Origin of the sequence: Pseudomonas sp. DCB_AW, assembly GCF_026240895.1 — a bacterium.
GTDB classification, from domain to species: Bacteria; Pseudomonadota; Gammaproteobacteria; order Pseudomonadales; family Pseudomonadaceae; genus Aquipseudomonas; species Aquipseudomonas kermanshahensis.
Window position 1 is genome coordinate 42,826 of the sequence record NZ_JAPFCE010000024.1, and the last position, 19,906, is coordinate 62,731.

The 19,906-nt window shown below is 63.7% G+C and carries 23 protein-coding genes; 9 read left to right on the forward strand and 14 right to left on the reverse strand.

Features of this window, described 5'->3' with window-relative positions; genetic code table 11:
* Window positions 1–76: 76 nt before the first annotated feature.
* The 3 genes from rsmD to OO306_RS15130 are packed head-to-tail and all read right to left on the reverse strand — an operon-like array spanning window position 77 to window position 3,517.
* Complete coding sequence (rsmD, locus tag OO306_RS15120; protein ID WP_027592324.1) at window positions 77–679, reverse strand: 16S rRNA (guanine(966)-N(2))-methyltransferase RsmD; 603 nt, start codon at window positions 677–679, stop codon at window positions 77–79.
* Window positions 679–2,169 (reverse strand): pitrilysin family protein, encoded by a 1,491-nt coding sequence (locus OO306_RS15125; RefSeq protein ID WP_265969231.1) that lies wholly within the window; start codon window positions 2,167–2,169, stop codon window positions 679–681. Before OO306_RS15125 ends, rsmD begins: the two co-directional genes overlap by 1 nt.
* Window positions 2,162–3,517, reverse strand: coding sequence for a pitrilysin family protein (locus OO306_RS15130; protein ID WP_186683357.1), 1,356 nt, complete (start codon window positions 3,515–3,517; stop codon window positions 2,162–2,164). The genes OO306_RS15125 and OO306_RS15130 overlap by 8 nt, the downstream gene beginning before the upstream one ends.
* A gap of 231 nt (window positions 3,518–3,748) precedes the next feature.
* Between OO306_RS15130 and ftsY the strand changes: the two genes are divergently transcribed.
* From ftsY to rpoH, 4 genes are all read left to right on the forward strand, one after another.
* A complete protein-coding gene (ftsY, locus tag OO306_RS15135; protein ID WP_265969234.1) occupies window positions 3,749–5,344 on the forward strand; it encodes a signal recognition particle-docking protein FtsY in 1,596 nt (531 codons plus the stop codon).
* Window positions 5,341–6,012, forward strand: coding sequence for a cell division ATP-binding protein FtsE (gene ftsE, locus OO306_RS15140; RefSeq protein ID WP_027592328.1), 672 nt, complete (start codon window positions 5,341–5,343; stop codon window positions 6,010–6,012). The genes ftsY and ftsE overlap by 4 nt, the downstream gene beginning before the upstream one ends.
* Window positions 6,009–7,031 (forward strand): permease-like cell division protein FtsX, encoded by a 1,023-nt coding sequence (ftsX, locus tag OO306_RS15145; protein ID WP_085272240.1) that lies wholly within the window; start codon window positions 6,009–6,011, stop codon window positions 7,029–7,031. The genes ftsE and ftsX overlap by 4 nt, the downstream gene beginning before the upstream one ends.
* Window positions 7,032–7,144: 113 nt before the next feature.
* Window positions 7,145–7,999, forward strand: a complete 855-nt coding sequence (gene rpoH, locus OO306_RS15150; RefSeq protein WP_023378197.1) for an RNA polymerase sigma factor RpoH — start codon at window positions 7,145–7,147, stop codon at window positions 7,997–7,999.
* Between the two features lie 171 nt (window positions 8,000–8,170).
* Here rpoH and mtgA read toward each other — a convergent pair whose 3' ends face one another.
* A complete protein-coding gene (gene mtgA, locus OO306_RS15155) occupies window positions 8,171–8,881 on the reverse strand; it encodes a monofunctional biosynthetic peptidoglycan transglycosylase (RefSeq protein ID WP_265969254.1) in 711 nt (236 codons plus the stop codon).
* A gap of 64 nt (window positions 8,882–8,945) precedes the next feature.
* On the opposite strand from mtgA, the gene OO306_RS15160 reads away from it, so the two are divergent.
* The 4 genes from OO306_RS15160 to trmB all read left to right on the forward strand — a co-directional run bounded on the left by OO306_RS15160 (window position 8,946) and on the right by trmB (window position 11,201).
* A complete protein-coding gene (locus OO306_RS15160) occupies window positions 8,946–9,317 on the forward strand; it encodes a DUF423 domain-containing protein (protein WP_027592331.1) in 372 nt (123 codons plus the stop codon).
* Between the two features lie 102 nt (window positions 9,318–9,419).
* Window positions 9,420–9,620 carry a sulfur carrier protein ThiS gene (thiS, locus tag OO306_RS15165; RefSeq protein ID WP_033693942.1) on the forward strand — a complete coding sequence of 67 codons (201 nt, stop codon included), beginning with the start codon at window positions 9,420–9,422 and terminating at the stop codon, window positions 9,618–9,620.
* Between the two features lie 54 nt (window positions 9,621–9,674).
* On the forward strand, window positions 9,675–10,469 hold the full coding sequence (locus OO306_RS15170) for a thiazole synthase (protein WP_027592333.1): 795 nt from the start codon (window positions 9,675–9,677) through the stop codon (window positions 10,467–10,469).
* A gap of 9 nt (window positions 10,470–10,478) precedes the next feature.
* Entirely contained in the window at window positions 10,479–11,201 is a 723-nt protein-coding gene (trmB, locus tag OO306_RS15175) for a tRNA (guanosine(46)-N7)-methyltransferase TrmB (RefSeq protein ID WP_027592334.1), read from the forward strand.
* Between the two features lie 285 nt (window positions 11,202–11,486).
* Here the strand turns inward: trmB and OO306_RS15180 are convergent, their stop codons facing one another.
* From OO306_RS15180 to OO306_RS15220, 9 genes are all read right to left on the reverse strand, one after another.
* Window positions 11,487–11,813: a DUF3392 family protein gene (locus OO306_RS15180; RefSeq protein WP_027592335.1), complete on the reverse strand. Its 327-nt coding sequence runs from the start codon at window positions 11,811–11,813 to the stop codon at window positions 11,487–11,489.
* A 9-nt stretch (window positions 11,814–11,822) separates the two neighbouring features.
* On the reverse strand, window positions 11,823–13,010 hold the full coding sequence (gene hemW, locus OO306_RS15185) for a radical SAM family heme chaperone HemW (RefSeq protein WP_099430692.1): 1,188 nt from the start codon (window positions 13,008–13,010) through the stop codon (window positions 11,823–11,825).
* Window positions 13,007–13,603: an RdgB/HAM1 family non-canonical purine NTP pyrophosphatase gene (gene rdgB, locus OO306_RS15190; RefSeq protein WP_099430691.1), complete on the reverse strand. Its 597-nt coding sequence runs from the start codon at window positions 13,601–13,603 to the stop codon at window positions 13,007–13,009. The genes hemW and rdgB overlap by 4 nt, the downstream gene beginning before the upstream one ends.
* Complete coding sequence (locus OO306_RS15195) at window positions 13,600–14,034, reverse strand: DUF4426 domain-containing protein (RefSeq protein ID WP_186676962.1); 435 nt, start codon at window positions 14,032–14,034, stop codon at window positions 13,600–13,602. Before OO306_RS15195 ends, rdgB begins: the two co-directional genes overlap by 4 nt.
* A gap of 22 nt (window positions 14,035–14,056) precedes the next feature.
* The gene (gene metW / locus OO306_RS15200; RefSeq protein WP_008092977.1) at window positions 14,057–14,677 is read right to left on the reverse strand and encodes a methionine biosynthesis protein MetW; all 621 of its coding nucleotides are present in this window, start codon (window positions 14,675–14,677) and stop codon (window positions 14,057–14,059) included.
* Window positions 14,678–14,684: 7 nt separating this feature from the next.
* A complete protein-coding gene (locus OO306_RS15205; protein WP_186676979.1) occupies window positions 14,685–15,824 on the reverse strand; it encodes a homoserine O-acetyltransferase in 1,140 nt (379 codons plus the stop codon).
* A 102-nt stretch (window positions 15,825–15,926) separates the two neighbouring features.
* Window positions 15,927–16,517 (reverse strand): YggT family protein, encoded by a 591-nt coding sequence (locus OO306_RS15210; RefSeq protein WP_027592340.1) that lies wholly within the window; start codon window positions 16,515–16,517, stop codon window positions 15,927–15,929.
* 10 nt (window positions 16,518–16,527) lie between these two features.
* Window positions 16,528–17,346, reverse strand: a complete 819-nt coding sequence (proC, locus tag OO306_RS15215; RefSeq protein WP_265969244.1) for a pyrroline-5-carboxylate reductase — start codon at window positions 17,344–17,346, stop codon at window positions 16,528–16,530.
* A gap of 38 nt (window positions 17,347–17,384) precedes the next feature.
* The gene (locus OO306_RS15220) at window positions 17,385–18,071 is read right to left on the reverse strand and encodes a YggS family pyridoxal phosphate-dependent enzyme (RefSeq protein ID WP_238215592.1); all 687 of its coding nucleotides are present in this window, start codon (window positions 18,069–18,071) and stop codon (window positions 17,385–17,387) included.
* Between the two features lie 65 nt (window positions 18,072–18,136).
* Between OO306_RS15220 and OO306_RS15225 the strand changes: the two genes are divergently transcribed.
* A complete protein-coding gene (locus tag OO306_RS15225; protein WP_265969247.1) occupies window positions 18,137–19,126 on the forward strand; it encodes a type IV pilus twitching motility protein PilT in 990 nt (329 codons plus the stop codon).
* A gap of 112 nt (window positions 19,127–19,238) precedes the next feature.
* On the opposite strand, the gene OO306_RS15230 is transcribed toward OO306_RS15225, so the two are convergent.
* Window positions 19,239–19,865, reverse strand: a complete 627-nt coding sequence (locus tag OO306_RS15230; RefSeq protein ID WP_027592344.1) for a C40 family peptidase — start codon at window positions 19,863–19,865, stop codon at window positions 19,239–19,241.
* Window positions 19,866–19,906 lie beyond the last annotated feature (41 nt).

Below are 19,906 nucleotides of genomic sequence, written 5' to 3' on the forward strand. Positions count from 1 at the left end.
GGGGCCGGTTGCTGTGCGGTAGCTAAATACGCCAACGCTTTACGCTGACAATGTACGCCGGCCTGATGTCAGGTGATCAGCCCCGCTGCCAGAGCGCGTAATGCACCTGGCCGGTCTTTTTCTCCCGGTGCAGGCGCCAGTTGCCCGGCAGTTGCAAGGCCGAGGGTGCGGTCTCGCTCTCGGTGTAGATCCACGCCTGTTCCCGCAGCCACTGGTTCTGTTCCAGCAGGTTGCAGGTGTTGGCCAGCAGGTCCTGGTGGAACGGTGGGTCGAGGAACACCACGTCGAACTGCTGCTTGGCCGGGTTCTGCAGGTAGCGCAGCGCGTCGGTTTGCAGAATTTGCCCGCGAGGGCAGCGCAGCAGCTCGAGGTTGTCCTTGAGGTTGCTGATGGCGGCGGGGTTGCTGTCCAGTGCCACGGCGTCTTCGGCACCGCGCGACAAGGCTTCCAGCACCAGCGCGCCGCTGCCGGTGAACGCGTCCAGCACGCGGGCGCCTTCGATGTAGGGCGCGAGCCAGTTGAACACGGTTTCGCGTACGCGATCAGGCGTTGGCCGCAGGCCGTCGCCTTCAGGCACCGCCAGGCGGCGGCTGCGCCACTCGCCGGCGATGATGCGCAGGTGGCCCTGGCCCTTGCTGTGGCCCGGTTGAGGGCGGGCGGGAGGGGTGGATCTTGGCATTAGTGCTCCGGTACGCCGAGCGGTTGCTCGGAAGGCTTGTCAGTGGGGGCTGGCAGCGGTTTTTGCGGCACCTTGGGGCCCGCGGTGACGATCACTAGTTTATCGGCTGACAGGTGTTTGTTCATGGCGGCCTTGACCTGCTCGACGGTGAGCGCCTGGGACTGCTGCATGAAGTCCTCCAGCCAGGTAAGCGGCAGGTTGTAGAAGCCAATGGCCCCCAGTTGGCCGACGATACTGGCGTTGCTGGCATTGGACAGCGGGAAGCTGCCGGCCAGCTCGCGCTTGGCATCGTCCAGCTCTTGCTGGGTCGGGCCGCTCTTGAGGTAATCGGCCAGGATGTCCTGGACCAGCTTGAGGGTGCCTTCGCTGAGTTCGGCGCGGGTTTGCAGGTTGATCATGAACGGGCCACGTACCTGCATCGGGCTGAACACCGAGTAGACGCCGTAAGTGAGCCCGCGTTTTTCACGCACTTCGCTCATCAGGCGGGTGCCGAACGCACCACCGCCGAGGATCTGGTTGCCCAGCGACAGGGCCGGCCAGTCCGGGTCCTGGCGGTCGATACCCAGCTCGGCCAGCATCAGGTGGGTCTGCTTGGACGGGAAGTCGATGTGGGTCAGGCCCGCCTTGGGGTCGGTCGGTTGTGCTGGTGCAGCCAGCGCCGGGCCTTTCGGCAGACCGGCGGATACCTGGGCGGCAATGGCTTCGGCTTCGGCGCGGCTGAGGTCGCCGACCAGGGCGATGACCGCGTTGCCGGCCGAGTAGGCCTTGGCGTGGAAGGCGCGCAACTGTGCCAGGGTGATGCCGTTGATGCTCTCGGCGCTGCCGTCGCTCGGGTGGGCGTACGGGTGGTCGCCGTACAGCTTGCCGAACAGGGCCTTGCCCGCGAGCTTGCCGGGGTTCTGCTTGTCGTATTCGAAGCCGGCCAGCATCTGGTTCTTGATGCGCTTGAGGGCGTCCTCGGGGAAGGTCGGCTTGCCTGCCACTTCAGCGAACAGTTTGAGCGCCGGTTCGCGCTTGTCCTTGGTGCTCAGGCTGCGCAGCGATGCCACGGCCATGTCGCGGTACGAGCCGTTGCCGAAGTCTGCGCCCAGGCCCTCGAAGCCTTCGGCAATGGCGGTCACGTCCTTGCCGGCCACGCCCTCGTTGAGCATGGCGTTGGTCAAGGCGGCCAGGCCTGGCGTGCCGCCGTCCTGGCTGCTACCGGCGGCGAAGGTGACGCGCAGGTCGAACATCGGCAGTTCGCGGGCTTCGACGAACAGTACCCGGGCGCCTTCGGCGGTGTTCCAGTGCTGGATGTTCAGCTGACGTCGGCTGGGGGCTTTGCCGTCCAGCTCGGCCAGCGACTGCAGGGTATTGGCCGGGCGGGCCGCGGTGCTGTCAGCCTTGGCCGCGTTGTCGGCCAGGGCCGGGGCCGTCAATACCGCCGCCAGCGCCAGGGCGCGGATGCCCGTGGCCAGCAGGGTGTGGCGTGGTGCGCTGCGATCACTCATGAGCGGACTCCTCGGGCAATACATGGGCAACGCTCAGGCGTTCGCGGGTGAAATAGGTGCGCGCAGCGTTCTGGATGTCTTGCGGGGTCACGCGCTTGAGCTCGTCCAGCTCGCTGTCGATCAGCTTCCAGGACAGGCCCACGGTCTCCAGCTGGCCGATGGTGGTGGCCTGGCTGCTGATGGAGTCGCGGTCGTAGACCAGGCCGGCGATCACCTGGGCGCGCACGCGTTCGAGTTCTTCGGCGCTGGGTGGCGTGGTCTTGAGCTCTTCCAGCAACTGCCAGATGCCCTTTTCCACGTCTTCCATGGTTTTTTGCTTCTGCACGTTCGGCGTGGCCGAGATCAGGAACAGGCTGTCGCCACGGGTAAAGGCGTTGTAGCTGGACGACGCACCGGCCACCAGTTCCTGGCCGCGCTCCAGGCGGGCTGGCATCCGTGCGCTGTAGCCGCCATCGAGCAGGGCCGAGATCAGGCGCAGGGCATGCACCGTGCGCGGGTCCTTGGCGGTCGGCAGGCCAGGTACGTTAAAGCCGTAGATCAGGCTCGGCAACTGGGTGCGCACGTGTAAGGTCAACTGGCGTTGGCCGGGCTCGGCCAGCTCAAGCGGCAGCTTGGCGGGCGGCACCGCACGCTTGGGAATGCCGGCGAAGTACTTTTGCGCCAGGCCCTTGACCTCATCGACGGTGACATCGCCGACCACCACCAGGGTGGCATTGTTGGGCGCATACCAGGATTCGTACCAATGGCGCAGCTCTTCGACCTTCATGCGGTCGAGGTCGGCCATCCAGCCAATGGTCGGGGTGTGGTAGCCACTGGCCGGGTAGGCCATCGCGCGGAACAGCTCGAACGCCTTGGCATTGGGCTGATCGTCGGTGCGCAGGCGGCGCTCCTCTTTGATCACTTCTATTTCGCGGCTGAACTCGTCGGCGGGCAGGCGCAGGCTGGCCAGGCGATCGGCCTCCAGCTCAAGGGCCACCGGCAGGCGGTCGCGGGCCAGCACCTGGTAATAGGCCGTGTAGTCGTCGCTGGTGAAGGCGTTCTCTTCCGCACCCAGGTCGCGCAGGATGCGCGAGGCCTCGCCGGGGCCGACTTTGGCGCTACCCTTGAACATCATGTGTTCAAGCGCGTGGGACAGGCCGGTCTGGCCTGGGGTCTCGTAGCTGGAGCCCACCTTGTACCAGATCTGCGAGACCACCACCGGCGCGCGGTGGTCTTCGCGCACGACCACCTTGAGGCCGTTGTCGAGGATGAATTCGTGGGTCGGTTGCACATCGGCGGCGAAGGCCGCGAGCGGCAGGCAGAGCGTGCCGAGCAACAGGCCAGCGGCGCGGCGGGCTAGAGCATTCATACGGTGTTTAACCTGTTCGGCGGCCCGCAGGGTTTAGCGTCGGCGGGCCAGGAGGTGCTAGGATACTGATCCGGTTGCCTGGCGACCATGCCTGTCGCCGTTCTGGCCCACAGGACACTAAGACAAAACGTTGCGCATGAACCAGCCGGCTTCAAGATAGTCTGTTCTGCGTATAGAGAATTCCCGATGCGTCATTGCTGGCGCATCGCTACCCTGAGATAGCCGTCCTCCATGTTTGGTTCCAACGACGACAAAAAAGCGCCGGCCGAGTCTGGCGAAAAGAAAGGCCTGTTCAGCTGGTTTCGCAAGAAGCCGCAGCAACCTGTCGCCGAACAGCCGCAAACCCCCGAGCCACAGGCTGAAGAGCCGGTAGCAGCGCAGCCTGCCGTCGAGCAGCCTGCTGTGGCGCCGGTCGAGCCGGTGGCCGCAGAAGCCCCTGTTGCGCCCGAGCCGCCTCAACCTGTACCGGCCCTGGCTGACCCTGAGCCTTCTCAGCCTGCCCAGCCCCCTGTGGCGGCGAGCATGCCCGCGAACGCGCAAGCCAGTGCGCCGCAGGTCGAACCCCAAGCGCCGGTGGTAACTGCCCCCGAAGCCCCGGTAATTCGTGCCGTCGAGCCGCCTGTCAGCAATCTGGTATTGCCAGTTGCCGAAGAGCCTGTGGCCCTGGTGCCGGACCTTGAGCCCACGGCCCCGCCTGCAATTCCTGAGCGACCAGCGGTCGAGCCAGCAGCGCCGGTGGCAGCCGCACCCCAGCCAGCGCCGGTGGTTGCCGAGCCCGCCCCGGTCGCGGTTCCAGCTCCAGCTGCAGAAACTCCAGTAGCTCCAGCTCCAGCTCCAGCTCCAGCCCCGGTCGAACCCGAGCCCGTTGCCGCGCCGGTCGCCACTGAACAGTCCAAACCCGGCTTCTTCGCCCGCCTCAAGCAGGGCCTGTCCAAGACCAGCGCCAGTATCGGCGAAGGCATGGCCAGCCTGTTCCTGGGCAAAAAAGTCATCGATGACGACCTGCTCGACGAGATCGAGACCCGCCTGCTGACCGCCGACGTTGGCGTGGAAGCGACTTCGGCCATCGTCCAGAACCTGACCCAGAAGGTCGCCCGCAAGCAGTTGGCCGATGCCGATGCGCTGTACAAGTCGCTGCAGGAAGAACTGGCTGCGCTGCTGCGTCCGGTCGAGCAGCCGTTGAAGATCCAGGCGCAAAACAAGCCCTACGTGATCCTGGTGGTCGGCGTGAACGGCGCCGGCAAGACCACCACCATTGGCAAGCTGGCCAAGAAGCTGCAGCTGGAAGGCAAGAAGGTCATGCTGGCTGCGGGCGACACCTTCCGCGCCGCGGCGGTCGAGCAGTTGCAGGTTTGGGGTGAGCGTAACCAGATCCCGGTAATCGCCCAGCACACCGGTGCCGACTCGGCCTCGGTGATCTTCGACGCCGTGCAGGCCGCCAAGGCCCGTGGCGTCGACGTGCTGATCGCTGATACCGCCGGCCGTCTGCACACCAAAGACAACCTGATGGAAGAGCTGAAGAAGGTGCGCCGAGTGATCGGCAAGCTCGACGCCGAGGCGCCGCACGAGGTGCTGCTGGTGCTCGACGCCGGCACCGGCCAAAACGCCATCAGCCAGGCCAAGTACTTCAACCAGAGCGTCGAACTGACCGGCCTGGCCCTGACCAAGCTGGACGGCACCGCCAAGGGTGGCGTTATCTTCGCCCTGGCCAAGCAGTTCAGCATTCCGATCCGTTTCATCGGTGTGGGTGAAGGTATCGACGACCTGCGCACCTTCGAAGCCGAGCCGTTCGTCAAAGCGCTGTTCGCCGAGCGAGAGCATCCATGATCCGATTCGAACAGGTTGCCAAGCGCTATCCCAATGGCCATGTAGGCTTGCATGAGCTGAGTTTCCGGGCGCGCCGGGGCGAATTCCTGTTCGTCACCGGGCACTCGGGTGCCGGTAAGAGCACCTTGCTGCGCCTGCTTCTGGCCATGGAGCGCCCGACCAGCGGCAAGCTGCTGCTGGCAGGGCAGGACCTGGGCCAGATCAGCAATGCGCAGATCCCGTTCCTGCGCCGGCAGATCGGTGTGGTGTTCCAGAACCACCAGTTGCTGTTCGACCGCACGGTGTTCAACAACATCGCCTTGCCGCTGCAGATCCTCGGCCTGTCCAAGGCCGAGATCACCAAACGCGTCGACTCGGCCTTGGAGCGTGTCTCGCTGGCCGACAAAGGCGAACTGTTCCCGGCCGATTTGTCCACGGGGCAGCAACAACGGGTCGGTATCGCACGTGCCATCGTCCATCAGCCGGCCCTGTTGCTGGCCGACGAACCCACCGGCAACCTTGACCCGCGCCTGGCCGCAGAGATCATGGGCGTGTTCGAAGACATCAACCGCCTGGGCACCACGGTATTGATCGCCAGCCACGACCTGGCACTGATCGCGCGCATGCGGCATCGCATGCTGACCCTGCAGCGCGGCCGTCTGATCGGCGATGGGGAGGCCGGGCAATGAGCACTACACGTACGCCGAAGGTTTCCGAACGGGTTGCGCCGAAACCCGCCGACCCGCAACCGGCGAAGAAAAAGCGCGACGACGATGACGGCCCAGATTTCCGCACACTGCTGCACGCCTGGCTGGAAAGCCATCGCGCGAGCATGGCCGACAGCTTGCGTCGCCTCGGCAAGCAGCCGATCGGCAGCTTCTTCACCTGCCTGGTAATGGCAGTGGCGTTGAGCATGCCCATGGGCCTGTCGTTGCTGCTGAAGAACGTCGAAAAGCTCGGCGGCTCCTGGCAGCGCGCCGCGCAGATTTCGCTGTACCTCAAGCTCGACGCTGGCAGCAAGGAAGGTGAAGCGCTGCGCGACGAGATCAAGCACATGCCTGGGGTGGCCGACGCGCTGTATGTCAGCCGCGATCAAGCGCTGGAAGAGTTCCAGCAGCAGTCCGGCCTGGGTGAGGCGTTGCGCGAGCTCCCCGAGAACCCGCTGCCTGGCGTGGTGGTGGTGACCCCGACCGAGGTCGACAAGCCAGCACTTGAAGCCTTGCGTCAGCGCCTGTCGGAGCTGCCAAAGGTCGAAGTGGCACAGCTGGACCTGGTCTGGGTCGAGCGCCTGGCGGCAATCCTGAAGCTGGGCGATCGCTTTGTCTTCGGCCTGGCTGTCATGCTGATTTCTGCGCTGCTGTTAGTAATCGGTAACACAATTCGTCTACATATTGAAAACCGCCGTACCGAGATCGAAGTGATCAAGCTGGTCGGTGGCACCGATAGCTATGTACGCCGGCCGTTCCTGTACATGGGCGCCTTGTATGGCCTGGGCGCGGGGCTGTTGGCCTGGGGTATCCTGGCATTCGGCCTGAACTGGCTGAACCAGGCGGTCGTCGGGCTCTCCGGGCTGTATGGCAGTGACTTCGCCCTGGGTGGGGTGCCGGCGTCCGATGGTCTGTCGCTCTTGATCGGAGCGGTACTGTTGGGGTATATCGGTGCATGGATCGCGGTCGCTCGCCATTTGAACGAGCTGGCGCCACGATAGTTTTTCCCGTGCCAGCATTGACTTTATTACCGTTTTGGGAACTTGTTTACCGGTTTCCGGTCAATGTTGGCAGTGCCCACAAGGCGCGAGTCTAGTAAGTCGGAGGTTCTTGAATGACCACATCGTTGCAACCTGCCTATGCCCTGGTGCCCGGTGCAAACCTGGAAGCCTATGTGCACACGGTCAACAGCATCCCGCTGCTGACGGTCGAGCAGGAGCGTGATCTGGCCGAGCGTCTCTATTACGAGCAGGATCTTGAGGCCGCTCGGCAAATGGTGATGGCCCACCTGCGTTTCGTCGTACATATCGCCCGTAGCTATGCAGGCTACGGCCTGGCCCAGGCTGACCTGATCCAGGAAGGCAACGTCGGCCTGATGAAGGCCGTCAAACGCTTCAACCCAGAGATGGGCGTGCGCCTGGTGTCCTTTGCCGTGCACTGGATCAAGGCCGAAATCCACGAATTCATCCTGCGCAACTGGCGCATCGTCAAGGTGGCGACCACCAAGGCCCAGCGCAAACTGTTCTTCAATCTGCGCAGCCAGAAGAAGCGTCTGGCCTGGCTGAACAACGATGAAGTTCATCGTGTGGCAGAGAGCCTGGGCGTCGAACCGCGCGAAGTGCGCGAGATGGAAAGCCGCCTGAGTGGTCAGGACATGGCCTTTGACCCAGCGGCGGAAGCCGATGATGACAGCGCGTTCCAGTCGCCTGCGCATTACCTGGAAGACCACCGCTACGACCCGGCCGTACAACTTGAGGATGCCGACTGGAGCGACAACTCCACCAGCAACCTGCATGAAGCGCTGCAAGGCCTGGACGAGCGCAGCCGTGACATTCTCTACCAGCGCTGGTTGGCGGAAGAGAAGGCGACGTTGCATGAGTTGGCGGACAAGTACAGCGTGTCGGCTGAGCGTATTCGTCAGCTGGAAAAGAATGCGATGAACAAGGTCAAGGCGTTGATCACGGTGTGATTCACGCTTGGCTGTATCAAAAAGCCGCTGGCCTGAAGAGGGTTGGCGGCTTTTTTGTTTGTGTTGGCTTTGCGGGCCCTTTCGCAGCACAAGGCTGCTCCTACAGGTATAGCGCCGGACCTGTAGGCGCAGCCTTGTGCTGCGAAAGGGCCCGTAAAGCCCGTCGATGATTCAAAGCCTGCGCGAAGCTTCCAGCTGCATCAGGTAGCTAGGCCCACCCAACTGGCTCATCTGCCGCCGAATCCACCCGGCCCGACTGGCCACATAGGCGCTGGGGCGGCTGGCGCTCCACCTTATCGGGCTGGGCAATACCGCAGCCAGTTGCGCGGCCTGCTGCCGATTGAGCCGGCTGGCGTCGACCCCGAAGTGGTAGCGCGCCGCCGCCTGGGCGCCAAACACGCCATTGCCCCATTCAGCGCTGTTCAGGTAGACCTCGAGGATGCGCTCCTTCGACCAGAACAGCTCGATCAGCGCCGTGAACCAGGCTTCCAGGCCCTTGCGGAACCAACTGCGGCCCGACCACAGGAACAAGTTCTTGGCCACCTGCTGGGTCAGCGTGCTGGCCCCGCGAATGTTGCCGCCGCGTTCATTGTAGGCCAGCGCTGCCTGAATGGCCGGGATGTCAAAACCCCAATGGGTGGCGAACTTCTGGTCTTCACCGGCAATGACCGCGACCTTGAGCTCATCGGAGATGTTCTCCCACGGTTCCCAGTCGCGCTGCAGGTCGATGGGCTCGCCATTCAGCCAGGACTCGACCTTGCGCTCGGCCATCAACGCCGTGCCGGGGGGCGGCACCCAGCGAAACACCAGCACCAATACGATACTGCCGGCAGCGAACCAGAGCAGGGCGCGAGTGAGGCGGCGGATAAGGGATGGCAGCATGTCGATGGCTTGGCCGGGCGGGTGGAACGGGCCATTATACAGACCCGATACAAGGAGTCGTCCCATGCTTCGCAGCTTCCTCATGCTTGCCGCCTTTTTCGGCTTTACCGGTGTGGCCCTGGGCGCTTTCGCCGCGCATGGGCTGAAAAACCGCCTGACGCCAGACTACCTGGCCATCTTCCACACCGGCGTGACCTACCAGCTGGTGCATGCCTTGGCGATTTTCGGTGTCGCCGTGCTGGCAGCGCATTTGCCGGGGCGCCTGGTGGGCTGGGCCGGCGGTCTGTTCGCGCTGGGTATCCTGCTGTTCTCCGGTAGCCTGTACCTGCTGACCCTGACAGGCGTGAGCAAGCTCGGCATCATCACGCCCTTTGGCGGCCTGTGCTTCCTCGCAGGGTGGCTGTGCCTGGGCCTGGCAGCCTGGCGGCTGGGCTGACCGAGTGGTCCACAATCGCGACTAATGGCGTGCACCGGCCTTGGGTAAACGGGGTGTTCGGCGCTAGAATGCGTGCCCCAAAGCACAATGGTGGCCGTGCGCATGCGCATTCAACTGAACGGTGAACCTTACGAACTGCCCGCTGGCGAAAGCGTCGCGGCCCTGCTGACGCGCCTGGACCTCACCGGGCGCCGTGTAGCAGTGGAACTCAACCTGGATATCGTGCCGCGTAGCCAGCACGACAGCACTGCGCTGAACGAAGGCGACCAGGTTGAAGTGGTCCACGCCATCGGCGGCGGCTGATAGCGGCTCGGCGGTTCACACGCAAGCCCAGTAACCTTTTCCCGAGGAACAACGATGAGCAACGTTCGTAGCGACAAGCCCTTTACCCTGGCCGGGCGCACTTTCCAGTCGCGCCTGCTGGTCGGCACCGGCAAATACCGTGACATGGAAGAAACCCGCCTGGCCATCGAGGCCTCGGGTGCCGAGATCGTCACCGTCGCTGTGCGCCGTACCAACATCGGTCAGAACCCGGGCGAGCCGAACCTGCTCGACGTGCTGCCACCCGACCGTTACACCATCTTGCCGAACACTGCGGGCTGCTACGACGCTGTCGAAGCCGTGCGCACTTGCCGCCTGGCCCGTGAACTGCTGGATGGCCACAACCTGGTCAAGCTGGAAGTGCTGGCCGACCAGAAAACCTTGTTCCCCAACGTGATCGAAACCCTCAAGGCCGCCGAAGTGTTGGTCAAGGATGGTTTCGACGTGATGGTCTACACCAGCGACGACCCGATCATCGCCCGTCAGCTGGCCGAAGCGGGCTGTATTGCGGTCATGCCACTGGCTGGCCTGATCGGTACCGGCCTGGGCATCTGCAACCCCTACAACCTGCAGATCATCCTCGAAGAATCCAAGGTGCCGGTGCTGGTCGATGCCGGCGTGGGTACTGCCTCCGACGCCACCATCGCCATGGAGATGGGCTGCGAGGCAGTGCTGATGAACTCGGCCATCGCCCATGCCCAGCAACCGGTGTTGATGGCTGAAGCCATGAAGCACGCCATCGTGGCCGGTCGCCTGGCCTACCTGGCCGGCCGCATGCCGAAGAAACTCTATGCCAGCGCCTCTTCGCCGCTGGATGGTCTGATCAAGTAAGAGCTCCTGATGACTGAATCGCAAGAAACGCCGATCACCGCCGAAGGCGAAGAGCGCCCACACCGCCGTATCAAGAGCTTCGTGATGCGCGCCGGGCGCATGACCGAAGGTCAGCAACGCGGCCTGGACCAGGGTGGCCCCCTGTTCATCCTGCCCCTGGCCGACAGCCCGGTGGACTACGACCAGGTGTTCGGCCGTTCGGCGCCGCGCACCCTGGAGATCGGTTTCGGCATGGGCCACTCCCTGCTGGAGATGGCCGCTGCCGCGCCTGAGCAGGATTTCATCGGTGTCGAAGTGCACCGTCCGGGCGTTGGCGCGCTGCTCAATGGCGTGCTGACCCAAGGGCTGAAGAACCTGCGGGTGTATGACTGCGATGCCATCGAAGTGCTCAACCGCTGCGTGGCCGACAACAGCCTCGACCGTTTGATGCTGTTCTTCCCAGACCCTTGGCACAAGGCGCGCCATCACAAGCGCCGCATCGTGCAGCTGGAATTCGCAGAGCTGGTACGCCGCAAGCTCAAGCCGGGTGGCGTGTTCCACATGGCGACCGACTGGGAACCGTATGCCGAGTACATGCTGGAAGTGATGAGCGCTGCGCCCGGTTACCGTAACCAGGCGGCGGATGGCGCGTATGTGCCACGTCCGCAAGAGCGGCCGATCACCAAGTTCGAGCGCCGTGGTGAGCGCTTGGGGCATGGGGTTTGGGATTTGAAGTTCGAGAAGGTGGATTGATTGGGCGCTTGAGCCTTTCGAGCTCAGCCTGCTGAAATGACCAACAAAAAAACCGCCTGAGAAGGGCGGTTTTTTTATTGAAGCGATCAGACTGAGGATCCTTCGCTTCGGGCTTTCACTGAAAGACCCGTACTCATCCGGATCTTGTTTGTACTCAAGACCGCGAGGGATTCTGTGGGAGCGGGTTTACCCGCGAAGAATGCGCCGCGGTATATGGCACGGGCTTCGCCCGTGTTCGCGGGTAAACCCGCTCCCACAGGGAAAGTGAAATGCTGTAGTCGTGCCTTACCCCCGCCGATCAGCCACCACGCCGATCAACACCAGCACCACCAGCAGCACCGGTGCCAACGCATAATTATTGAACTGGCCCAGCCCCTTCACCACCCACGGCGTGGCATAGATCAGCGCTGCGCCGCTGCCGATCATCACCAGCAGGGCCATGAACGGCACGCGCAGGGCGCCGGCCAGGCTGCCCAGGCGTTGTTCCACCGTGGCTTTGATATCGGTGCCGAACAGCACCAGCAGGCAGCCTACCAAGGCCAGCGAAATCTCCGACAGGTTGCTGCGGCTCCAGCGGGAAGCCGTTGCAAGCAGATCAAGTACCAGGTCCATGGGTCATCCTTAGGTCAAGAAATACTGCAGCAGGTCATTGAGGAACAACTGGCCGCGCGGCGTGGCCACCAATCGATCCGGTTCGACCTGCAAAAGGCCCTTTTGTTCGGCCGCGCGACGGGCCTCGGCCAGTTGCGCCAGCGGCAGGCCGGTGCGCTGGGTGAACAGTTCGGCTTCGACGCCATCGGTCAGGCGCAAGGCGTTCATCAGGAACTCGAAGGGCAGCTCGTCCGCCGGCAGCCGCTTTTCGCCAGCCTTGAACGGTTTGGCCAGGTTCAGGTAGTCCTTGGGCAGGCGGGTTTTCCAGGTGCGCAGGATGCGCCCGTCAGCGAAGGTCAGCTTGCCGTGGGCACCCGCGCCGATGCCGATGAAATCACCGAAGCGCCAGTAATTGAGGTTGTGCTTGGCAGCACGGCCTGGCTGGGCATAGGCCGACACTTCGTACTGGCGGTAGCCGTGCTCGGCCATCAGGCTTTGGCCGGCCTCCTGGATATCCCACAGGATGTCGTCTTCGGGCAGCTCGGGCGGCTGGTTCCAGAACACCGTGTTCGGCTCTACGGTCAGCTGGTACCACGACAAGTGGGTCGGCCCTAGGGCGATGGCCTGGCGCACGTCACCCAGCGCGTCGTCCAGCGACTGGTCGGGCAGGCCGTGCATCAAGTCCATGTTGAAGTTGTCGAACCCGGCGGCGCGCGCCATGTCGGCGGCACGGATCGCTTCGTCACCATTGTGGATGCGCCCGAGCGCCTCCAGCTTGGCGGGCTGGAAGCTCTGCACGCCGATGGACAGGCGATTGATGCCCGTCTGCCGGTACGCCTTGAACTTCTCTTGCTCGAACGTACCGGGATTGGCCTCCAGGGTGATCTCGATGTCCGGCGCGAACGGGATGCGTTGTTCAACGCCACGCAGCAGCCGCCCAAGGGCGTTGGCACTGAACAGGCTCGGCGTACCGCCACCGAAGAAGATCGAGCTGATCGGGCGGCCTTGTACGGCTGCCAGCTCTTGATCGAGGTCGGTCAGCAGGGCGTCGACATAAGCCTCTTCAGGCAGCTCTGGGCCCGCCGCGTGGGAATTGAAGTCGCAATAAGGGCATTTGCGTACGCACCACGGGATGTGGATGTACAACGCCAAGGGCGGCAGCACGGCGAAACCAGCCGCACCCGCCGGGTGCGGTTGGATGGACAACGTTTCGATCATGCCAGGCCCAGGCGTTGACGCAGCAGGACCATGGCGCGGGCGCGGTGGCTGAGCTGGTTCTTGTCGACAGGGGCGAGGTCCGCACTCGAGCAATTGCGCTCTGGCACCCAGAACAGCGGGTCGTAGCCAAAGCCGTGCTCACCGCTGGCCTCAAACATGATGCGCCCGTGCCACAGGCCTTCGCACAGGATCGGCAGCGGGTCGTCGGCGTGACGCACCAGCGCCAGCACGCAGACGAACTGAGCGCCGCGCTCGGCCTCGGGCACGTCTTTCAAGGCGTCCAGCAGCTTGGCGTTGTTTGCCGCGTCACCCTTGCCATCGGCATAGCGAGCAGAATAAATACCCGGCGCGCCGCCGAGGTAGTCCACGGCCAGGCCCGAGTCATCGGCCAGTGCTGGCAGGCCAGAGATGCGCGCGGCATTGCGTGCCTTGAGAATGGCGTTCTCGACGAACGACAGGCCGGTTTCCTCTGGCTCGACCTGGCTGAATTCACCGATCGAGCGCAGCTGTACGGACGCGCCAAGCATGGCCTGGAGTTCCTTGAGTTTGCCGGCATTGTGGCTGGCCAATACGAGTTGCTGGAAATTCATCATTCGCCTGGGAACACTTCCTGGTTGAAGCTAAGAGAGTTACTGATGCCGCCGGTTTCGACATTGATGTCGAAGGTCACGGTTTCTGGCTGTTCGATCTTGAACTGGGCGATGTAGTAAATCGCGCCCTGTTCGGTGATCTGCTTGAAGGACAACGGGCTGCTGCGCCCGGTCAGGTCTTTCACCGTGCCGCTGACGACCGCCATGGCCGGCTTGTTGGCCTTGATCACCGCAATGTTGAGCACGCCCTGGTTCTTGCTGCGCACCAGGCCCGTGGCCGCGGCCACCTCCGGCGTCAGCATGCTTGAGGTGAACGCGCTGTAGTGTACCGTCACGTCGCCAAACACTTCCTTGCGCTCGGGACGGGCGGCATCGGCAGCCAGTACAGGCAGGGCCAGGCACAGGCTGATCAGGAACAGGGCTAGGCGACGCATGGTGCGATTCCTCCGGTGGGCGTCAGACCGCGAGCTGGTGCTCCTGCAGGCCAGGGCTGCTGACGCGATAGATGCCGATCTCACCTAGAAGATTAGGCCATAGCCGGCCGCCCCACCCATTACGGTGCAAGTGGTCGACGGCCAGGCGGTCGAGGACCTTGGCGTGGCGCTCGTGGCACAGCTCTTCAAAGTCGGCGAAGGTGCAGAAGTGGATGTTCGGCGTGTTGTACCAGGTATACGGCATGAAGTCCGAAACCGGCATGCGGCCTTTGGTCGCCAGGTACCAGCGGCAGCGCCAGTGGCCGAAGTTGGGGAAGGTGATGATGCACTGACGGCCCACGCGCAGCATCTCGTCGAGGATGCGGTCGGGGTACTCCACGGCCTGCAGGGCCTGGGTCATGATCACCACATCGAAACTGTTGCTGGCAAAGTTGCCCAGGCCCTTGTCCAGGTCCTGTTCGATGACGTTGACGCCCTTGGCCACGCACGCGGCGATATTGTCGGCGTCGATCTCCAGGCCGTAACCGGTGACCTGCTTGCGGTCACGCAGCGAGGCAAGCAGTTCGCCACTGCCGCAGCCCAGGTCGAGTACCCGGCTGCCGGCGGGAATCCAGTCGTGGATGATTTCCAGATCGGCTCTCATGCTGTCCTCAGATGGCGATGCGGTTCATGTAGTTCGAGAAACCCTGCATGTAGCGAGGTGTGGGGATCAGGAAGGCATCGTGCCCATAAGGTGAATCGATCTCCAGGTAACACACGTTCTTGCGCGCTGCCATCAACGCATCGACGATCTCGCGTGAACGGGCAGGCGAGAAGCGCCAGTCGGTGGTGAACGACATGATGCAGTAGTCTGCCGTGACCGAGGCCAGGGTGGCGGCAAGGTCGCCACCGTGGGCTGCGGCCGGGTCGAAGTAGTCCAGGGCCTTGGTCATCAGCAGGTAGGTGTTGGCGTCGAAACGGCCGGAAAACTCCTCGCCCTGATAGCGCAGGTAGCTTTCGACCTGGAATTCGACGCTGTGGAAGTCGTAGTTGAGCTTGTCGCTCTTGAGCTCACGGCCGAATTTTTCACCCATCGAATCATCGGACAGGTAGGTGATATGGCCCACCATGCGCGCCAGCATCAGCCCGCGCTTGGGGATCACGCCCTGGTCCTGGAACGAACCGCCGTGGAACTCCGGGTCGGTGAGGATGGCCTGGCGCGCTACTTCGTTGAAGGCAATGTTCTGTGCCGAGAGCTTGGGCGCCGAGGCGATATCGACGCAGTGCCGCACGCGGTCGGGGTAGGTGATGGTCCATTGCAGCGCCTGCATGCCACCAAGGCTGCCGCCCACGATGGCCGCCCACTGGCCAATGCCCAGGCGGTCAGCCAGGCGTGCCTGGCTGTGCACCCAGTCTTCCACGGTCAGCACCGGGAAGTCGGCGCCATAGGGCTTGCCGGTAGCCGGGTTGACGCTGCTCGGGCCAGTACTGCCATTGCAGCCGCCGAGGTTGTTCAGGCTGACCACGAAGAAACGGTTGGTGTCGATTGGCTTGCCGGGGCCGATGCAGCTGTCCCACCAGCCCGGCTTGCGGTCGGTGGCGGCATGGTAGCCGGCGGCATGGTGGTGGCCGGACAAGGCATGGCAGATCAGTACGGCATTGCTGGCGCTGGCGTTCAGGGTGCCATAGGTCTCGTAGACCAGCTCGTAGCTGGCCAGCGAGCGGCCACAGGCCAGGGCCAGCGGTTCTTCGAACCGGGCTGTTTGCGGTGTAACCAGACCGACGGAATCTTCGGGAAGGACAGTGGACATCGACCCTGCTCACGCTTGACGGAGGCGTAAGTCTAAAGAGCGCTACCCCCTGCGGCAAGCAAAGGCTTGCCGCAGGGGGCGTCGATGTTCAAGGGCGTTGGATCAGATCATCCGCCACAGTTCTTGAGGCATGCCGGCATAGGCAGCCAGCGGCGGCATGACGAACGACTGGATCACCTGGATCGCCAGGAAGGCGAAGATGGGCGAGATGTCCATGCCGCCCAGGTTAGGCACGAGGCGGCGGAACGGTGCCAGCACCGGTTCGCTGATCTGGTAGGCCAGCTCCGCCGCCGGGTTGTGGCTGTTGGGCGCGACCCAGGAGACGATCACCATGACGATCATCGCCACCCAGAAGATCTTCAGGAACAGCGAGGTGATGCCGATGATGGCCCACATCAGCAGGTGCAGCACATCACCGAAGGTGCCGTAGGTGACCATCAGCACGAAGCCCATCAGCAGCGCCTGGATGACCACTGCCAGCAGCAGCGATGAGGTGTCCAGGCCGCCAACGCTGGGGATGACGCGGCGGATCGGCTTGAGCAGCGGCTGGGTGGCGCGTACCGCGAACTGGCACAGTGGGTTGTAGAAGTTGGCCTTGACCAGTTGCAGCACGAAGCGCAGCAGGACGATCACCAAATACAGGCTGACCAGGGTTTGCACCACGAAGATCGCGGCGCCAGACAGTGCATTCATCTAAAGCTCCTTATTTGCCCAGTTGTTCGGCCAGCTCGGCGGAGCGCGTCGCTGCGGCCTGCAGCGCTTGCTCGACGATGGCTTCGAAGCCGCTAGCCTGGAACGACGTGATCGCAGCTTCGGTGGTGCCGGCTGGCGAGGTGACACGGCGGCGCAGTTCGGCAGCGTCGACATCGCTGGCCACGGCCATGCGCGCCGCGCCCAGCGCGGTCTGCAGGGTCAGCTGGGAGGCGGTTTCGCGAGGCAGGCCGAGCTTTTCGCCTGCGGCGGTCATCGCCTCGATCAGCAGGAAGAAGTACGCCGGCCCGCTGCCGGAGACGGCGGTCACTGCGTCCAGTTGCTGCTCTTGGTCCAGCCACAGGGCAGTGCCCACGGCAGACAGCAGCTGTTCGGCCTGTTGCCGCTGTTCGGCGTTGACTTCCTGGGTGGCGTACAGGCCGCTGACGCCTTGGCGCAGCAGCGCTGGCGTGTTGGGCATGCAGCGCACCACCGGGCGTGGGCCTACCCAGCTCTGCAGGCTGGCGCAGGTGATACCGGCGGCGATGGAAACAATCAGCTGGCCTTCCTGCAGGTGGGCTTGCAGGGCTTGGCAAACGGCCTTCATGACTTGCGGCTTGACCGCCAGCACGATCACGTCGGCGCCAGCGATTGCCTGGGCATTGTCTTCGAAGGTTTCGATGCCGTGCTCGGCCTGGATGCGGGTACGGGTCTCGGCGCCCGGGTCGCTGGCGCGGATCTGCGAAGCCTCCAGGCCCTGGGCACGCAGGCCGCCGATCAGGCTGGCGGCCATGTTGCCGGCGCCGATAAAGGCAATACGTGTCTTGCTCATGTCAGGTCCTTGTGGGAAAGAGTGAGTAAAGCATGGAATCAGACGGGCCCGTAGTCGCGGGCACCGAACAGGGCGGTGCCGATACGCACCCAGGTCGCTCCCTGGGCAATCGCCGCCTCCAGGTCGTGGCTCATGCCCATGGACAAGGTGTCCAGGCCAAGGCCCAGGCGCTGCTGCAAGGTGCGCAGGCTGGCAAAAGCGGCCTCTTGGGCGGCGCGGTCATCGCTGGGCTCCGGGATGGCCATCAACCCGCGCAGGCGCAAATTGGGCAGTTTCGCGACGGCCTCGGCCAGCGCTGGCAGGTCGGCCGGTGCGCAGCCGGACTTGCTGTCTTCGCCGCTGACATTCACCTGCAGGCAGATGTTCAGCGGTGCCAGTGCAGCAGGGCGTTGCTCCGAGAGGCGTTGGGCGATCTTCAGGCGGTCCACGGAATGTACCCAGTCGAAATGCTCGGCAATGGCTTTGGTCTTGTTCGACTGAATGGGGCCAATGAAGTGCCAGATCAAGGGCAGGTCGCGCAACGCTTCCTGCTTGGTCAGGGCTTCCTGCAGGTAGTTTTCGCCGACATCGCGCACGCCAGCGGCGTAGATTTCACGGATGGCGCTGGCGGGCTTGGTCTTGCTCACAGCCAGCAACTGGATGCTGGCCGGGTCTCGTCCGGCGGCCTGGGCGGCGCTGGCGATGCGGGCGGCAAGGGCGGATAGGTTGTCTGCTATGGTGGACATGGATCGATGCCGGCGGCGAAAGGGTCTGCGGCATTCTACCTGCTTGATCGCCTTTGGGGAGTCTCATGGATGTGACCGACCTGTTGGCCCGTGCTGTGGATGCACGGGCCTCGGACCTGCACCTGGCCGCGGGCCAGGTACCGATGCTGCGCCTGGATGGCGAACTGCAACGCATGGACCTGCCGCCGCTGACGGCAGCGGCGCTGAGTGATGCCATGGCGCCCTTGCTGGGCGATGACGCTTGCCGGCAATGGGCGCAGGGGGATGAGCTGGACCTTGCGTTGGCGCTGCCAGCGTTAGGCCGTTTTCGCCTGAACCTGTTCCGCCAGTTGAATGGGGTTGCGGCGACCTTTCGCCTGATACCCATACGCATTTCGACTTTGGACGAGCTCGACCTTGTGGAAGTGTTTCAAGCTGTTGCGCAGTGTTCCGATGGCCTGATTCTGGTGGGCGGGCCCACCGGCAGTGGCAAGTCCAGCACCTTGGCGGCGCTGCTCGATCAGCTCAACCGCGAGCAGTCACTGCATATCATCACCCTGGAAGACCCTGTGGAAGTTATCCACAGCAGCCAACGGAGCCTTATCAACCAGCGCGAGATGGGCCGCGATTGCCGCGGGTTTGCCCAAGGGCTGCGCAGTGCGCTGCGTCAGGACCCGGATGTGATCATGATCGGCGAGTTGCGCGATCTTGAGACGATTCGCCTGGCATTGCGGGCGGCAGAAACGGGGCACCTGGTGCTGGCAACCGTGCATACGCGCTCGGCTGCAGGCAGCATCGATCGGCTGGTGGAGGTGTTTGCCGCCGAGGAAAAGCCGCTGGTGCGGGCGATGCTGGCCGAGTCGCTGCGCCTGGTGGTGGCGCAAGTGCTGGTCAAGCGCGTGGGCGGCGGGCGAGTGGCGGCGCGGGAAGTGTTGGTGGCTAACACGGCAGTGCGTAACCTGATTCGCGAAGGGCGGATGGCGCAGCTGAGTTCGGTGATGCAGACGGGGGCGGCGGAGGGGATGCGGACGATGGAAGGGGCGATGCACAGGCTGAAAGCGATGGGATGGGTGTAGGAGCAGCCTTGTGCTGCGAAGAGGCCGGTGACGTCAGCGACGATCCGCTGTGTTTTCACTGGCCTCTTCGCAGCACAAGGCTGCTCCTACCAGAGCCGTGGTCGAGGCTCGATCAGCGCTTGGCCAGGGCCAGCTGCTGCTGTTCTTTCGGCAACACCCGCTTGGCCACGACATAGTGCTTCTGCCAGTAAGGCTTGCTGAGGGTGTCGATGCTCACCCGCTTGCCGCGACGGGGGGCATGGATGAAGCGGTCGTTGCCCAGGTAGATGGCAACGTGGTTGACCCGTCGGCTTTTGATGTTGAAGAAGATCAGGTCGCCAGGCTTGAGGTCGCCCTTCGCCACCTTCACACCGTGGCCCTGGGCCATGGCATTGGAGGTGCGTGGCAGGTCGACATCGGCCACATCATTGAAGGCGTATTTCACCAGGCCGCTGCAGTCGAAGCCCTTTTTCGGGCTGCTGCCGCCCCAGACATAGGGCGTACCGAGCACATTCACCGCACGGCTGAGCACATCGCTGCTCTGCTTCGGCGACATGGAGGCAACCGGCAGCCCACGGCTGCTGGCCGCGTTGCTTGGGCGTGCGCGCAGCGTGGTGTGCTTGGCAGGCGCGTGTTTCACCGAGGCATTGGTGGTATAGCCGGTGAAACCATTGGGAAGACGTTGCTCACGATTGGTGGCGTGGGCGGCCAGGGGCAATAATAGACAGAGGGTCAGCCATGTCTTGAGTAAAGGCGGCATAGATGAAGCTCTTTATGAATAGTTATGTGTTAGGCGCGCAA

Coding starts and splice junctions, on each gene's coding strand:
- OO306_RS15170 (WP_027592333.1), top strand. CDS start 9,675: ATGAGCAACGTTCGTAGCGACAAGCCCTTTACCCTGGCCGGGCGCACT.
- OO306_RS15230 (WP_027592344.1), bottom strand. CDS start 19,865: ATGCCGCCTTTACTCAAGACATGGCTGACCCTCTGTCTATTATTGCCC.
- metW (WP_008092977.1), bottom strand. CDS start 14,677: ATGAGAGCCGATCTGGAAATCATCCACGACTGGATTCCCGCCGGCAGC.
- hemW (WP_099430692.1), bottom strand. CDS start 13,010: ATGATCGAAACGTTGTCCATCCAACCGCACCCGGCGGGTGCGGCTGGT.
- trmB (WP_027592334.1), top strand. CDS start 10,479: ATGACTGAATCGCAAGAAACGCCGATCACCGCCGAAGGCGAAGAGCGC.
- ftsE (WP_027592328.1), top strand. CDS start 5,341: ATGATCCGATTCGAACAGGTTGCCAAGCGCTATCCCAATGGCCATGTA.
- ftsX (WP_085272240.1), top strand. CDS start 6,009: ATGAGCACTACACGTACGCCGAAGGTTTCCGAACGGGTTGCGCCGAAA.
- OO306_RS15220 (WP_238215592.1), bottom strand. CDS start 18,071: ATGTCCACCATAGCAGACAACCTATCCGCCCTTGCCGCCCGCATCGCC.
- rsmD (WP_027592324.1), bottom strand. CDS start 679: ATGCCAAGATCCACCCCTCCCGCCCGCCCTCAACCGGGCCACAGCAAG.
- rpoH (WP_023378197.1), top strand. CDS start 7,145: ATGACCACATCGTTGCAACCTGCCTATGCCCTGGTGCCCGGTGCAAAC.
- proC (WP_265969244.1), bottom strand. CDS start 17,346: ATGAGCAAGACACGTATTGCCTTTATCGGCGCCGGCAACATGGCCGCC.
- OO306_RS15180 (WP_027592335.1), bottom strand. CDS start 11,813: ATGGACCTGGTACTTGATCTGCTTGCAACGGCTTCCCGCTGGAGCCGC.
- mtgA (WP_265969254.1), bottom strand. CDS start 8,881: ATGCTGCCATCCCTTATCCGCCGCCTCACTCGCGCCCTGCTCTGGTTC.
- OO306_RS15225 (WP_265969247.1), top strand. CDS start 18,137: ATGGATGTGACCGACCTGTTGGCCCGTGCTGTGGATGCACGGGCCTCG.
- OO306_RS15125 (WP_265969231.1), bottom strand. CDS start 2,169: ATGAGTGATCGCAGCGCACCACGCCACACCCTGCTGGCCACGGGCATC.
- thiS (WP_033693942.1), top strand. CDS start 9,420: ATGCGCATTCAACTGAACGGTGAACCTTACGAACTGCCCGCTGGCGAA.
- ftsY (WP_265969234.1), top strand. CDS start 3,749: ATGTTTGGTTCCAACGACGACAAAAAAGCGCCGGCCGAGTCTGGCGAA.
- OO306_RS15195 (WP_186676962.1), bottom strand. CDS start 14,034: ATGCGTCGCCTAGCCCTGTTCCTGATCAGCCTGTGCCTGGCCCTGCCT.
- rdgB (WP_099430691.1), bottom strand. CDS start 13,603: ATGATGAATTTCCAGCAACTCGTATTGGCCAGCCACAATGCCGGCAAA.
- OO306_RS15210 (WP_027592340.1), bottom strand. CDS start 16,517: ATGAATGCACTGTCTGGCGCCGCGATCTTCGTGGTGCAAACCCTGGTC.
- OO306_RS15205 (WP_186676979.1), bottom strand. CDS start 15,824: ATGTCCACTGTCCTTCCCGAAGATTCCGTCGGTCTGGTTACACCGCAA.
- OO306_RS15160 (WP_027592331.1), top strand. CDS start 8,946: ATGCTTCGCAGCTTCCTCATGCTTGCCGCCTTTTTCGGCTTTACCGGT.
- OO306_RS15130 (WP_186683357.1), bottom strand. CDS start 3,517: ATGAATGCTCTAGCCCGCCGCGCCGCTGGCCTGTTGCTCGGCACGCTC.